Raw genomic sequence first — 12,284 nt, 5'->3', positions numbered from 1 at the left:
TATCCGCGTCGACGGGATTCGAAAACTGATCGAGAGATCGGTTATTGCGTGCTCGCCGCCGGGCAGGGGTCGGCACATTCGGGCGTGCCGAATGGCGGCGCTTGCGGGGCTCAGTGAGAACGCGATCTATTTTCTTACAGACGTCACAGGCCGTACCAAAAGAACTATCGAATCAAACGGGAACCGCGGAACAAGCTCAGGCCCACGATAGTTCTGGAACAAGTGCGGCGGTCGCCAGCTCTCGCGAAGCCGCGGCTCTTGCGGCTTGGCATTCGCCGCAAATGCGCGAAGGGCAACTGTACAATCGAGACGCGGTGGATCTCAGCAGGCTTCAATAGAAGGAGCCAAGATGACCAGGTCACCGAAACCACGCGAATTGCCGGGACGCCGGATGCGCTACGACATGAGATCGGCCGGATCGGTGCCGTTGGAGAGTGGCATCCATTGGTAGGCAAGGTCGAGAGCGAACGCCAGCGCGGCCATGCACGGCGGCTAAACTCGCTGCCGAGACTGGACAGGGAACAGGGAGAACGCAGGACCCGTGTTGCTGTTGTTTCTCACGATGACGGGCAGCGAAAAGAAAGGACGGTTTGTCCAAAAATTTGCTTGTTCTGCCAGGAGCCGGTCAGGCCCGCTCGAATGTGCCGACGATCCCAGCCTCTGCGAAGCTGTGCAGCTTGGCTTTCAATTCGTGGACGGCCGCTTTTTGCCCTTCTTTTTGCGGCTCGCGCGCCAGTGCCTTGCGCACCCGCTAGATCTGATCCTTATTGGTGAACGGGCTACGAACTGTCATCGGGCAAACCTATGGAGGCATCTCGCGGCCCGTCGTTAGCGCCAGTGGAAATCTTTCTGTTCCTGGCCAGGTCGCCTCCATGGAAGTTTGGAGAGAAATGGCCAAGGCCGTATCAGAGTTGTAGTGGCTCCGAAAAATCGACGCGCGGCTTTTGGCTGGAGCGTTCACAGAGCTCAGCTTCGGTCATCATCTCCTGGCAGAGCGCCAAGCCGAACAGTCCGCCATGTCACCGGCCGTTCTTCTTCAATACAGCAGCGAGCATCTGATCGAACTCCGACCGTATGGGATAAGACGCCTGCGTGCCCTTCCGACCAACCGAGAAGGTTGAAGCCGCAACGCCCCAGCAGGCGGCTTCATATGCCGATTTGTCCTCCAGGGTCGCGGCAGCGAACGCGGCAATAAAGGCATCGCCGGCCCCCGTCTTGTCCACGACATCGACAGCGGGCGCTCGTATTGCGGTCGTCTCATTCCTCTCACCGAGGATGCAGCCACCGTCGGGGAGCTTAACGCATGCAATTTCAACCCCTAGCGCGTTGAATTCGGTTGCTGCCTGGCTGGCCTGACTTTCATTGGCCACTTCAATTCCTAAAACATCCGCTGCTTCCTTTTGGTTGGGCGACACCGCATAGAAGCGTTTTAGATCGGTCTTCTCGATTTGATCGGCAAATGTTGGGTCGACGATGATCCTGAAGCCGCGCCTTTCCGCAGCTTTGAATGCGGCCTCAAGCACAATGCGAGGAACCTCGAAATCGGCGATCAGGACGGAGGATGCTGGGGCGTTGTCGATTGCCTGCACTACTTTTTCGACGGCGGGAGTTTGCCAGTTCATATTGGCGTTTGCGACTGAAAGGATTGACTTGTTGCCATCTGCTGGAACGACGACGACCGCTATGCCTGTCATCGAATTTGGAGCGACAAAGACAGCCTCCAAATCGAGATTCTCTTGCATGAACGGACCAATGGCCACCGTCGCGAGATCGTCGTCTCCGACTTGGCCGAGAAGCTTTGTTGGAAATCCGAGCCGCTGCGTAAAATAAGCCACATTGGCAGCCTTTCCGCCGCTCTTTCGAGAAAATCCGGATGCTCTGACGGTCGCGTCACTGCTGAACGGCTTGTCGACCTCGAACCTCAGGTCGGCATTAATGCTACCCAGAGATAGAACCGCCGGCTGTGCCAAACTTCAAACTCCGCTTTTCGGATTATTCGCTGGTGTGATCTGCAACCCAGCTTGCTTGGTCCCATACGCCTTGCTTCGCGGTCCGCGAGCCTCCGGGGCAATCGTCGACCGAACGCCGCAGTTTCGGACGCGTTGAACACGATAGTCGTTGCCAAAACTGGTCCGGGCAAGAATGGTTCCGGGACAAAGCTCTCGGAGATCGCTTCACATCCCAGGCGACCGTCTTATGGCCGGATTCTGGACGAGTTCGTTAGCGGGTTCAGCAGAAAGTGCTGGGGAATACGGCAGAGGCGACGAGCAAATAAACGACCATCTTCAGCATTCAAGTGGACGCAAGCGCGTCCGCGACCTGCCGATCAGGATCGAGCAGTTGCTCGTTTGAAATCTATTCCTTCAATCCGGCTACGCGCTCGAGCAGAGGCTTTTGCAGAATGGGGAAGGAACCGATCGTCAACATGACGAGGTTCCTGCATGTCTGGACGAAGCTGTTGGTCGACTGCGCCGTGGACAGAATACGTTCGCTCAAATCGATCCAGCGACCTCCCACCGGTCGACGCTCGTCCGTGTAGCCTGCAAGCCTGCCATCGTTGAAACGCCGGGCGAAGCAAGCTGCATCCTCAATACCGAGATTCATACCGCGCGCGCCAAGCGGCGAGTGCGCATGCGCGGCATCACCGCCGAGGAAGACGCGGGCGGTTTGATAGCGGGACGCCTGTTTTGCCGGAATGTGGAAATGATCGGTCCGCAGCAGCTGCGACACGCTATACCTGCCCGGCACATGCGCCAGCGCGTCAGGTGTGTTTGAGACCGCGCGAAAGCGGATTCCGCCGATCGGTATGATGAAGCCGACGTCCCCGTCTCGATGCAGGAAAGCCTGTGCCGCGTCCACCTCGTAGGGCCAGGACGCGATCTCCGCATCGGTGATGCTCCATCGCCGCCTGTGCGTGTAGCCCTCGAAGTCGATGCCCGATGATTTGCGGACCGAGCTGTCGACGCCGTCGGCGCCGAAGACGATGTCGAAGCTGTGGCTTTGCTCTTCTTCACCGTCTCTCCTGGTCCGAACCTCCACCTTGTCGGCCTGCTGGGTGAGCCCGGCCAGTTCCGTCCGCCATTCGACGTCGACGCCGAATGTCGCGACTGTCTCGGCCATGATCCTTTCGGTGTCGCGCTGCGGCAGCGACAGCAGGAAATTGTAGCGGTGCGGCAGCAGCGAAAAGTCGATTGTGACGAGCTCACGGGTTCCTGCATGGAAATGCGCGTGACGCACCTTGAGCCCCTCTGCGAGCAGCTTGCTGCTCACCCCCGACGCTTCGAGAACATCCAGGCTATGTGAACTGATGCCGACCGCCTTGCTGAGCGGCGTAGGTCCGTCCTTCTTGTCTATGACGCGGGGATGGGCGCCTCTTCGCGCAAGCTCCAGCGCCGCTGTCAGCCCCGTTGGGCCCGCGCCGACGATCAGGATCGAAGCTTCTTTTCCGGGCACGACCGCCGCCTTCTCCTAGCCTGTCCGCACCGTCGGCACTTTGTCGCAGATGGAACGCATCCCAGGAACAGAGGTTGCGCGCCAATTGAGCCACCCACTGTCAGCTCGTGCCCTCCGGTTTTCACGCACTGAGCGACATGGCCGGCACGACAGGCTCCTCATCGTCGCACATCGCAGCAGCTCGAATCTTGGTTGGGTTCACGCAACCAGAACTAGCCGAGCGATCGAAAGCCTCGGTGCTGACCATCAAACGAATGGAAGGCAGCGACGGTCCTGCAGTCAGGATGGTCAACAACGTCGAGGCCGTGTGCCGCGCCCTCGAATCCGCCGGCGTCGAGTTCATTCCCGAGAACGGTGGCGGTGCCCGAGTGAGGCTGAGGAAGAAATGACGCTGAGGATGCCCAACGGTCGTCGGGCCCGCTGGCCGCCCACATGGTCACGCCGCGGGCGTTGCAATCCCTTCTAACGCAATGATCCTGGTATTTGCGGAACGTTTGCGGATCTCGATCAGCCGGGCATATTCAGGAGAATTGTACCAGCCCATCAATGACGCCATGTCGGGGAATTCAACAATGACCAGTCGGTGTGGATCCCAATCACCTTCTAGAACCTTGGTCGCACCACCACGACCCAGATATCGCCCACCGTAGCGCTCTTCGGTGGCCGGAACGTCCCGCCGATATTCCTCGAACAAGGCAGCGTCTTTTATGTCTACATCCGCGATCAGATAGGCGGCCATTTGTGTTCCTCCCTTTGACCTAGCTCGCGCTCCTCGGCTCCGGCGTGATTTTCACGACCCGCACTTTCTTGCCGTTGTCTCTGTGCACGCAAAGCCCGCGCCACTTGCGGGAGGCGCGGGCCGATCAGGAGCCGGTGAAGGTCGTCCCGATCATCAGCAGCGATGGGGTGAGCATCGTCTGCCACAGCACAAATAGTTAGAGGTCGCTAATGTTCCGTCAAGCCGGTTTGCCCGGTGTTGGCTGCACCGGTCCTGTACCGTGCCACCTAATGAATGACGCATCCTTGCCGGTGATATCCTTGACCGTCTTCAACAGCGCCTCATGCGTGTTTTGCAGCGAGCGGTAATGCTCGCTGCTTGGCGACAGACGCGGCTGGACGATGCTCTTATGCAGCCGTTCTGCCTCGGCCAAAAAGTGGTCAATCTCAGCTTGTGAAAGGTGCTTGGATAATTTGGTCCTGGCCATTGGCGATCTCCGTTGAATGGGCGCCGCAACAGGAGGACTATATTCCTATCCGGCCAGTCGTCGCTGACCGGCGGCGTCTCGACCAGGACCGGTTCCTGCGGCTTGATGAACTTCAGCCGGCCTGCGGCGTTACGCATGCACTCGATCCTCCAACTGCCAGACAAGGCGCCCGGGCCGATTTGGTTGCATTTTAGCGAAATTGAACGTGAGAACCGTCCGATGAAGGAAACAACACGTGATAAGGTGTCATCGGGACATTGCCTATGCGGGGGCGTGCGCTACGAAATCGCAGGCGAGCTTGCCCCGCTGATAGCCTGTCACTGCTCCCAGTGCGCGCGAACAAGTGGTAATTTTGCGGCCATGGCGGCCTGCCGCTCGGCCGATCTCATGCTGCTGACCTCGTCCACGCTCAGGTGGTACCGCTCGTCGCGTTACGTCGAACGCGGCTTCTGCTCGCGCTGCGGCGGCAACCTGTTCTGGAAGGCGGCGCCTGGCCTGCAGACCTTCGTCGCGGCCGGTACTCTCGACCCGCCGACCGGCCTTCGGATTAGCAAACATATTTTCGTCGGCTCGAAATCCGACTTCTATGATCTGACTGACCGCCTTCCAAAGGAGCAGGCAGGTTAGAGGGGTTAGAGAACGCACGATGGCCCGGCCACGCTGCCGGTATGATGGCTAAAGGGCGCCAGGGATCGATGCGCCTCCGTCGTCTGGTCGCCGGCCGGAAGATCATCCTGCCAGACCTGCCTTCCGGTCTTGATGTTGAGCGCGCGCAGCTTGTTGTCGGTGGTCGCGGCGATAAAGATCAAGCCACCGGCCGTCACCAGCGGACCGCCATTGTTCGGTGTTCCGATGGCTAGCGGCAGCATGGACGGGATGCCGAACGGGCCGTTGTTGTTAGCGCTGCCGAGCAGCTCGTCCCCCAGGCTCCTGCCTGTCTTGAGGTCGATGGTGGAACCGGCTCAGGTCGTCGGTGGTGCTGTGTCCGGCGAGCGCCCGAGAAACGTCGCCAGGGCGCCGATGTCGCGGAGATAGTTGCGCTGCGTTTCCCGTGAGAAACGCCGCCTGTTCATGTCGTCGATCAGTCACTGACGAAGTGGACTTCAGTCTCCCACCCGCTTTTGCGTAACAGCGGAGAGCAATTCGTCATCTTGCGGCGGGTTGACAATCCGGCCTCGGCCGCCATGCTGCACTGCAACATTTCTATCTCGGAGTCCGCAATGACAGATATCAGGTCATCGCGCATCGAATGCCTGGACGGGCTTCGCGCGCTCGCGGCGATCTGGGTGCTTGTCGGGCATTGCCTGCTTCTGACCGGCTGGCGTGTTCCCATCGTCGGCGAGCCGGATCTCGGCGTCGATCTCTTCATCATGCTGTCCGGCTTCCTGATGGTGTTTCATTATCAGCTGCGCCAGGACAAGGAGCCCTGGCGAAGACCGGAAACGTGGCTGAAATTCTGGACGCGCCGCTACTTCAGGATCGCGCCACTGTTCTACGTCATGCTTTTGCTGGCACTCGTGCTTGGCCCCTATCTCTACGACTGCAGGATGATCATCGACGATTTCCTGTCGAGATCGCACCAGGCGCCCGAGCGCTATCTCGACGGTGGCCTGAAGAACATCGTCGTGCATCTCACGTTCCTGTTCGGCTTGGTGCCAGATTTTGCCTACCGCACGCCGCTCCCCGACTGGAGCCTGGGGCTGGAGATGCAGTTTTACGCAGCTTTCCCGGCCATCATGCTGTTGGTGCGCAGGTTCGACTGGATAAGAAGCGCCGGGCTGGTCGCCGCGGTTGGTTGCATCATCGTGTTTGCGCTGGGTCGATTGTCGATCCATTTTCCGATGCCGTCGTTCCTGGCCCTGAAGATGCAGATATTCCTGTGCGGCATGCTGCTTGCGGGCGTCGTGCATCAAAGCCAACCACGGCCGATCCTGTATCTGGCACTGGCGCTGCTTTTGGCGGCGCTGCCCTTCGGCGGCGACTACGGACTGGGCAAGCTGCTGGTGCGTGAAGCGCTGGTGGCGGGATTCTTTGCCCTGGTTCTCTACCGCATGCTGCCGGGGGCGGCGGGAACGCTGGCGAGGGCGATAGCCATGACGCTCAGCAACCGGTTCTTTCATCTCATGGGCGAGCTTTCCTTCAGCATCTACCTGATCCATCTGCTGGTGTTGCAGCCTGTCGCGGCATTCGTCATCAGCCAATATGGCCACGGGCTGGCGGCGCCGCTGCGTTTCGCGATCGTCGTTGCCGTCGTCCTGCCGACGGTGACCCTTTTGTCCTGGGTCACCTACAATCTGATCGAGGTTCCCGGCCAGAAGGCGGGCCGCTTCGTCGTCCGGTGCTTTGGCCGCAAGGGCGGCGCGCCGGCGCTGGAGAGCGTCAAGCGCAGTGCGTGATCGTGCTGCCGATCGCTAATCGCGTCGGCCAAACGGGCACGCCGCCATGACACAAACCGGCGGCGAACCAAATCCAGCTAAAACTGCGTCACGCCCTCTCGTGCGCGCCAAAGTGAAAGCCACTGCCGCAGCAGCGTCCGGATGTTCTTGTCATAGACATAATGCGCGAATGCCGAGATCGCGATGATGACCACGGATGTTCCCAGAATGAACGGCAAGCCGTGCTCGTTCCACGAGGCCCCGGTCACAGATTCGACCACGGCGTTCGAAAGGCGGATGAGTGGCGTGTGAAGAACATAGAGGGCGTAGGAGATATTGCCGGAGAAGAGCGCAATCCAGCGCCAAAACCCGGATAGCCGCAAACGGGAGGCCACCAGAACGAGCCAGGGCCAGACCAGGGCTATGATCGCCAGACTGTACAATTGCACATGTTCGACGGGTCTGAAGATCATGAGCACGCCGCATAGCGTCAGGAGAAACGGCATATAGAGATTGCCATCCCGACTCTTCCCGGTCGCATATCGATTGAGAAAGACCCCGAGGAAGAACGAGAACGCGATCCGGGCGGGAGCCGCGATCGTGTCGTCCCAATGGGCGCCGCCCCCAAGGACGAAACCCTGCCAAGCCAGAAGCACCAGGGCCAGGAAGGCAACACCGACAATGAGCGCAAGTGACCGAGCAGCCAGCCTTACGGCCAGCGCGGCAAATACGGCGTTGGCGACGAGTTCATAAAATAGCGACCACGCCGGGCCATTCAGCGGGAAAAGCACGTCGGGAAATGTCGAGAGCGACGGCGGCGTGGGTAAGAAAAGAACGGAAAAGCCAAGGCTTGCGAGCAAGTCCAGCCGCGAATACGAACTGAGCCCATGCGTTGCGACGATTGCACCCACGCCGATCACGGCCAGGCCGACCGCGGCAAAATATAGCGGGTAGAGCCTGAGGAGACGGATCTCCGCGAACTCCCAAAATGACATGCCTTTTCGGAACTTATCGTCGTAGGCATGGGCGATCACGAAGCCGCTCAACAGAAAAAACAGGTCGACGGCGAGGAACCCGGACGGCGCCAGATCATATCGCCGGCCCGTGAATTCGGTGAAGTGGCCTAGCATCACCAAAACAGCAGCGATGCCCCGGAGACCATGCAAAGCGTCGAAGTGGGCCGTTTCCGCCCTTGGTTCTGGCGTTTTGGTCATTCCGTATCCGTTACTTCGTCCATCTACGCACGGATTGCTGCAATGCACAAGATCGTTTTGCGACGCACACTCAACCCACATCCAGGAGCCAGACATGGGCATTGCAGAAGGCTCGATCAGCCGCGCCCGCGACTCCTTGTCCGCCACCCGGGGAAGCTTCTGGTGCATGAAGCTGGCGGCGGGGTTCTTTGCGCTGGTTCTGTACCGCATGCTGCCGGAAGCGGCGGACGCTGGCGAGGGCGATGGCCGTGACGCTCAGCAACCGGGTCTTTCATATAACGGGCGAGCCTTCCTTCAGCCTACCTGATTCACCTCCGGGTCTTGTCGCGGCGTTCGTCATCAGCCAATACGGCCATGGTCCGGCGGCGCCGCTGCGTTTCGCGATCGTCGTTGCCGTCGTCCTGCCGACGGTGCCCCTGCTGTCCTGGATCACCTGCAATCTGATCGAGATTCCCAGAAGGCGGGCCGCTTCGTCGTCCGGCGCTTTGGGCGGGCCGGCGCTGGAGAGCGTCAAGCGCAGCGCGTGATTGTGCGCTGCCGATCGCAATCGCGTCGGCCAAATGGGCACGCTGTCATGACACAACCGGCGGGCAACCAAATCCAGCTAAAACTGTGTCACGCCCTCTCGTGCGCGCCAAAGTGGGCGGCGTCTGGAGCTATCGACTGGATCGGCCAGGAGTTCAACCCGGCCGACTTCGATCTGCAACACGGCCAACACCGTGCTCGCCGCCCGGTTCACCAAAAAATAGTTGCCGCCTGATAAGCCATCCCCCGTCACCAAACGTTGGGACGTGAGCAATTACGCACGCTGAGGACAACGCTTACCGCTCCGCAAGGAATCGTGCATCGCATGGCGCATAATGCAGGGCCTATCGGAAATGAAATCAAAATCGGAATGTGAAGTGGCGCATGAACCTACCGCTCGGCGAATGCCCGCGCAAACGAGTCCATCATCGGCCGTGCGAGATACTCGAAGAAAGTCCGGTCGCCGGTATTGATGAAGGCTTCGACCGGCGTTCCGGGATAAAGCTGCTCGGCCTTCACGCCGGGCGGCAGGGCGTCGGCAATCTTGAGCTTGGCGCGGAAATAGGGTTCATGCGTGACTTGGTCGACCAGCCGGTCGGCGGAGATCTGTGTGACTGTGGCTGAAACCTCGGGCGTCAGGCGCATGTTGAGCGCCGACAATCTGAGTTTCGCTCGCTGGCCGACACGCACCTGATCGACATCCTTCGGCCGCAGCTTCGCATCGACGTTGAGACCCGATGCCGTGGGCAGAATCTCCATGATCTTTTCGCCGGGCGCGATCACGCTGCCCTTGGAATTATAGGTCGACGACACCACGATGCCGGCTACCGGCGCCTTGATCGTCGTGCGCTGAAGCACCGCCTCGGCCGCCCTGATCTGTTCCCCGAAATCGGCGAGGTTGGTGCGGACCTCGTTGAGCTTGGTCAGCGCCTCTTCCACGCGTTGCGAGGTCAGGCGCTCGACCTGCACCTGGGCTTCGACGATTTGGCTGTTGGCTGCGGCAAGATTTGCCTCCAGCGCGCCGGCCTGGCCGACGAGATCGGCCTCGCTGCGCAGTAGCTGCGAATATTCGGTGCGGTTGGTGAGGCCCTTGTCGAGCAGGCCGGTCTTGATGCCGAGCTCCTTTTTTACCACCTCGGACTGCTGCTCGATGGCAAGCTTCTGGGCGTTCAGGCCCACGACTGACTCGCGATGCATGGCGACCCGCTGCGCCATGATCGATTGTTCCGACCGGAACCGAGCGAGCCTTGCGTCGAACTCCTTTTGCTGTTCACGGATGAGCTTTTGGAAATCCTGCTGGAACGACGCCGGCGCTGCCTCGTTGATCGGCGCCAGCCTGTCCATCCCGTCGCGTTCGGCCTCCAGCCGCGCCATGCTCGCCTCGAGCGCGATCGACTGTCTGGTCAGCCGGTTGAGCTCGGCCTGTGCGGCTGTCTTGTCGAGGATGACAAGGTCCTGGCCCTGCTGCACGCGATCGCCCTCGTGGATCAGCAGTTGCTGGACGATGCCGCCTTCGGGCTGCTGGATGTGGATGTTGCCGCCCGTTGCGGAGATCGTGCCCTGCGTGATCACCGCGCCGGAGAGCGGCGCGGTGGCCGCCCAATAGCCGAAGCTGCCCGCCAGCAGCCCTATGGCAACGTAGCCGGTGAGGGCCACGCGCCTTATGTCGGTGCGCGGCTGGCCGTTCCTGGCAAGGCTCTTGGCCGTCATCGTGTGGGACCGAAGCGGATGTCGTGCGTGCGGATCGTCGGCGCGAAGGACCCGGTCACCACCGTGCTCGGCCGGGCCGGAACACCCTTGGCGACGCCATTGCTGACCACAGGCTGCCGCAGCACCTCGGCGCTCGGGCCGAAGGCCTCGATGATGCCGCCGCGCAAAACCATCACGCGATCGCAGGCCGTGGCGATGGACGGGCGATGCGTGATCACGATAGTCGTGACGCCCGCGGCTTTCGCCGCGACAAGCATCGCTTCGAGCGCCGTTTCGCCGCTGCCGTCGAGATTGGAGCTGGGCTCGTCGAGCACGAGGATCCGCGGGCCGCCATAGAAGGCGCGCGCCAGCCCGATCCGCTGGCGCTCGCCGCCCGAGAGCGTCCTGTCCGAAGGCCCGATCATCGTCTGGTAGCCGTCGCGCTGCGCCAGGATCAGCTCATGCGCCTCAGCGCGCCGCGCCGCCTCGACGATCGCGGCATCCGCCGCCTGCGCGTCGAAGCGGGCGACATTGTCGCCGATCGATCCGGGGAAGAGCTCCACCTCCTGGGCCAGGTAGCCGATCTGCTTTCCGAGCTGTCTTTGGTCCCAGTTCCGGAGATCGGCGCCGTCGATCCGGACCGAGCCGCCGGTCGGCTGCACAGCACCGATGAGCAATCGCGCCAGCGTCGATTTGCCGGCGCCACTCGGGCCGACGATCGCTATAGCTTCGCCGGCGCGAACCGCGAAGTTCAGCCGCTTGAGGATGGGTTCGGTGCCGGGCCGTGCATTCGGCGCCATGAAGAAAACGTCCTGCACCGAAAACCTCCCCGACGGGTCGGGCAGCGTCAGTTTGCGCGCTTCAGTCGGATGCGCCGCAAGCGCCGTCTCCAGCTGCTTCCAGGCTCGCCTGGCGTCGACGATCTGCCGCCAGGAGCCGATCAACTGGTCGAGCGGCTGCAGCGCGCGCGACGACACCAGCGAGGAGGCGAAGATCATGCCGGGCGTCATCTGCCCCTCGATCACCAGCCAGGCACCGGCGCCGAGGATCGCCAGCTGCAACATCATGCGCAGCGCCCGCGAGGCGGCGCTGAAGATCGCGTTGGCGCTCGAGGAGCGGTCATAAAGGGTGAGCGCTGCCCCGACATGCCTTCCCCAGACGCGTGCGGCATTCTCGACCATGCCCATGGCGCGCAGCGTCTCCGCATTGCGGGCAAAGACCTGCTCGGCGTGGCTGGCGAGCGCCGAACGCTCCGTGGACAGCGCATCCTTCCTGCCGATGGCAAGCTGGTTGGCCGCGACCAGCGCAACGAGCAGCGCCGTGCCGGCGAGCGTCAGCCAGAACAGGACGGGATGGATGAGATAGAGGAGCGCGAGGAACACGGGTGCAAAGGGCAGGTCAAACAGCACAGCCACACCGCGCGACCTGATGAAAGCGCAGACCGAGGCAAGCTCGCGCAGCGGCGATCGGCCGCTGGCATATTTGGGCGCCAGCGAAAGGGCGAATGTCCTCGCGCCGAGCTTCCTGTCGACGGTGGCCGCGACGCGCTGCGTGTAAACGGCACGCACTGCGTCGAGCAAGCCGAGGAAAGCAAGCGCGAGGACCGCGATGGCCGACAGATAGACAAGCGTCTCCACACTGGACGACGGCAGCACGCGGTCATAGAGCTGCAGCAAATAGAGCGGGATCACCAGAACCAGGATGTTCATCAGCAGCGAGAAGACGCCGACATCGGCGATGGCGCGCAGGAACACCGCGCGCAGGCTCGACGATCCAGTCATTTCTGCCGCCGCTGCATGATCCCGAGACATCGAACCGGTCGC

13 protein-coding genes are annotated in these 12,284 nt (G+C 61.4%); 4 read left to right on the top strand and 9 right to left on the bottom strand.

From position 1 onward, the window contains the following. Positions 1–625 precede the first annotated feature (625 nt). The 3 genes from NKJ89_RS18830 to NKJ89_RS18820 all read right to left on the bottom strand — a co-directional run bounded on the left by NKJ89_RS18830 (position 626) and on the right by NKJ89_RS18820 (position 3,453). Positions 626–748, bottom strand: coding sequence for a hypothetical protein (locus NKJ89_RS18830; protein ID WP_352604603.1), 123 nt, complete (start codon positions 746–748; stop codon positions 626–628). A gap of 271 nt (positions 749–1,019) precedes the next feature. Next, positions 1,020–1,970 (bottom strand): PfkB family carbohydrate kinase, encoded by a 951-nt coding sequence (locus NKJ89_RS18825; protein WP_352604601.1) that lies wholly within the window; start codon positions 1,968–1,970, stop codon positions 1,020–1,022. Positions 1,971–2,355: 385 nt separating this feature from the next. Next, positions 2,356–3,453: an FAD-dependent oxidoreductase gene (locus tag NKJ89_RS18820; RefSeq protein ID WP_352604599.1), complete on the bottom strand. Its 1,098-nt coding sequence runs from the start codon at positions 3,451–3,453 to the stop codon at positions 2,356–2,358. Positions 3,454–3,689: 236 nt separating this feature from the next. Here NKJ89_RS18820 and NKJ89_RS18815 point away from each other — a divergent pair, with 236 nt between their 5' ends. Further along, complete coding sequence (locus tag NKJ89_RS18815; protein ID WP_352604597.1) at positions 3,690–3,842, top strand: hypothetical protein; 153 nt, start codon at positions 3,690–3,692, stop codon at positions 3,840–3,842. 47 nt (positions 3,843–3,889) lie between these two features. On the opposite strand, the gene NKJ89_RS18810 is transcribed toward NKJ89_RS18815, so the two are convergent. Beyond that, positions 3,890–4,192, bottom strand: coding sequence for a DUF1330 domain-containing protein (locus tag NKJ89_RS18810; RefSeq protein WP_023759977.1), 303 nt, complete (start codon positions 4,190–4,192; stop codon positions 3,890–3,892). A 217-nt stretch (positions 4,193–4,409) separates the two neighbouring features. After that, entirely contained in the window at positions 4,410–4,658 is a 249-nt protein-coding gene (locus tag NKJ89_RS18805; RefSeq protein WP_023759978.1) for a hypothetical protein, read from the bottom strand. A 135-nt stretch (positions 4,659–4,793) separates the two neighbouring features. On the opposite strand from NKJ89_RS18805, the gene NKJ89_RS18800 reads away from it, so the two are divergent. Continuing rightward, complete coding sequence (locus tag NKJ89_RS18800; protein ID WP_245266666.1) at positions 4,794–5,285, top strand: GFA family protein; 492 nt, start codon at positions 4,794–4,796, stop codon at positions 5,283–5,285. Between the two features lie 5 nt (positions 5,286–5,290). On the opposite strand, the gene NKJ89_RS18795 is transcribed toward NKJ89_RS18800, so the two are convergent. Next, positions 5,291–5,572: a hypothetical protein gene (locus NKJ89_RS18795; RefSeq protein ID WP_502904141.1), complete on the bottom strand. Its 282-nt coding sequence runs from the start codon at positions 5,570–5,572 to the stop codon at positions 5,291–5,293. A gap of 306 nt (positions 5,573–5,878) precedes the next feature. Here NKJ89_RS18795 and NKJ89_RS18790 point away from each other — a divergent pair, with 306 nt between their 5' ends. Then, positions 5,879–7,054, top strand: coding sequence for an acyltransferase family protein (locus NKJ89_RS18790; RefSeq protein ID WP_352604592.1), 1,176 nt, complete (start codon positions 5,879–5,881; stop codon positions 7,052–7,054). A gap of 77 nt (positions 7,055–7,131) precedes the next feature. Here the strand turns inward: NKJ89_RS18790 and NKJ89_RS18785 are convergent, their stop codons facing one another. After that, the gene (locus NKJ89_RS18785; protein WP_352604590.1) at positions 7,132–8,247 is read right to left on the bottom strand and encodes an acyltransferase family protein; all 1,116 of its coding nucleotides are present in this window, start codon (positions 8,245–8,247) and stop codon (positions 7,132–7,134) included. Positions 8,248–8,489: 242 nt separating this feature from the next. Here NKJ89_RS18785 and NKJ89_RS18780 point away from each other — a divergent pair, with 242 nt between their 5' ends. Continuing rightward, on the top strand, positions 8,490–8,774 hold the full coding sequence (locus tag NKJ89_RS18780; RefSeq protein ID WP_352604588.1) for a hypothetical protein: 285 nt from the start codon (positions 8,490–8,492) through the stop codon (positions 8,772–8,774). A gap of 388 nt (positions 8,775–9,162) precedes the next feature. Here the strand turns inward: NKJ89_RS18780 and NKJ89_RS18775 are convergent, their stop codons facing one another. Together NKJ89_RS18775 and NKJ89_RS18770 are read right to left on the bottom strand one after the other, a co-directional pair. Then, the gene (locus NKJ89_RS18775) at positions 9,163–10,482 is read right to left on the bottom strand and encodes an HlyD family type I secretion periplasmic adaptor subunit (protein ID WP_352604586.1); all 1,320 of its coding nucleotides are present in this window, start codon (positions 10,480–10,482) and stop codon (positions 9,163–9,165) included. Next, positions 10,479–12,242: a type I secretion system permease/ATPase gene (locus NKJ89_RS18770; protein WP_352604584.1), complete on the bottom strand. Its 1,764-nt coding sequence runs from the start codon at positions 12,240–12,242 to the stop codon at positions 10,479–10,481. The genes NKJ89_RS18775 and NKJ89_RS18770 overlap by 4 nt, the downstream gene beginning before the upstream one ends. Between the last annotated feature and the right edge of the window lie 42 nt (positions 12,243–12,284).

Origin of the sequence: Mesorhizobium sp. M0047 (genome assembly GCF_040323315.1) — a bacterium.
GTDB lineage: Bacteria > Pseudomonadota > Alphaproteobacteria > Rhizobiales > Rhizobiaceae > Mesorhizobium.
The sequence above is the reverse complement of the archived record's forward strand: the minus strand, read 5'-3'. Positions and strand labels throughout refer to the sequence as shown.

What these genes read in the sequence shown, in the direction of transcription:
- NKJ89_RS18770 (WP_352604584.1), bottom strand. Translation starts at nt 12,242, where the DNA reads ATGACTGGATCGTCGAGCCTGCGCGCGGTGTTCCTGCGCGCCATCGCC.
- NKJ89_RS18810 (WP_023759977.1), bottom strand. Translation starts at nt 4,192, where the DNA reads ATGGCCGCCTATCTGATCGCGGATGTAGACATAAAAGACGCTGCCTTG.
- NKJ89_RS18775 (WP_352604586.1), bottom strand. Translation starts at nt 10,482, where the DNA reads ATGACGGCCAAGAGCCTTGCCAGGAACGGCCAGCCGCGCACCGACATA.
- NKJ89_RS18785 (WP_352604590.1), bottom strand. Translation starts at nt 8,247, where the DNA reads ATGACCAAAACGCCAGAACCAAGGGCGGAAACGGCCCACTTCGACGCT.
- NKJ89_RS18805 (WP_023759978.1), bottom strand. Translation starts at nt 4,658, where the DNA reads ATGGCCAGGACCAAATTATCCAAGCACCTTTCACAAGCTGAGATTGAC.
- NKJ89_RS18800 (WP_245266666.1), top strand. Translation starts at nt 4,794, where the DNA reads ATGCACTCGATCCTCCAACTGCCAGACAAGGCGCCCGGGCCGATTTGG.
- NKJ89_RS18790 (WP_352604592.1), top strand. Translation starts at nt 5,879, where the DNA reads ATGACAGATATCAGGTCATCGCGCATCGAATGCCTGGACGGGCTTCGC.
- NKJ89_RS18780 (WP_352604588.1), top strand. Translation starts at nt 8,490, where the DNA reads ATGGCCGTGACGCTCAGCAACCGGGTCTTTCATATAACGGGCGAGCCT.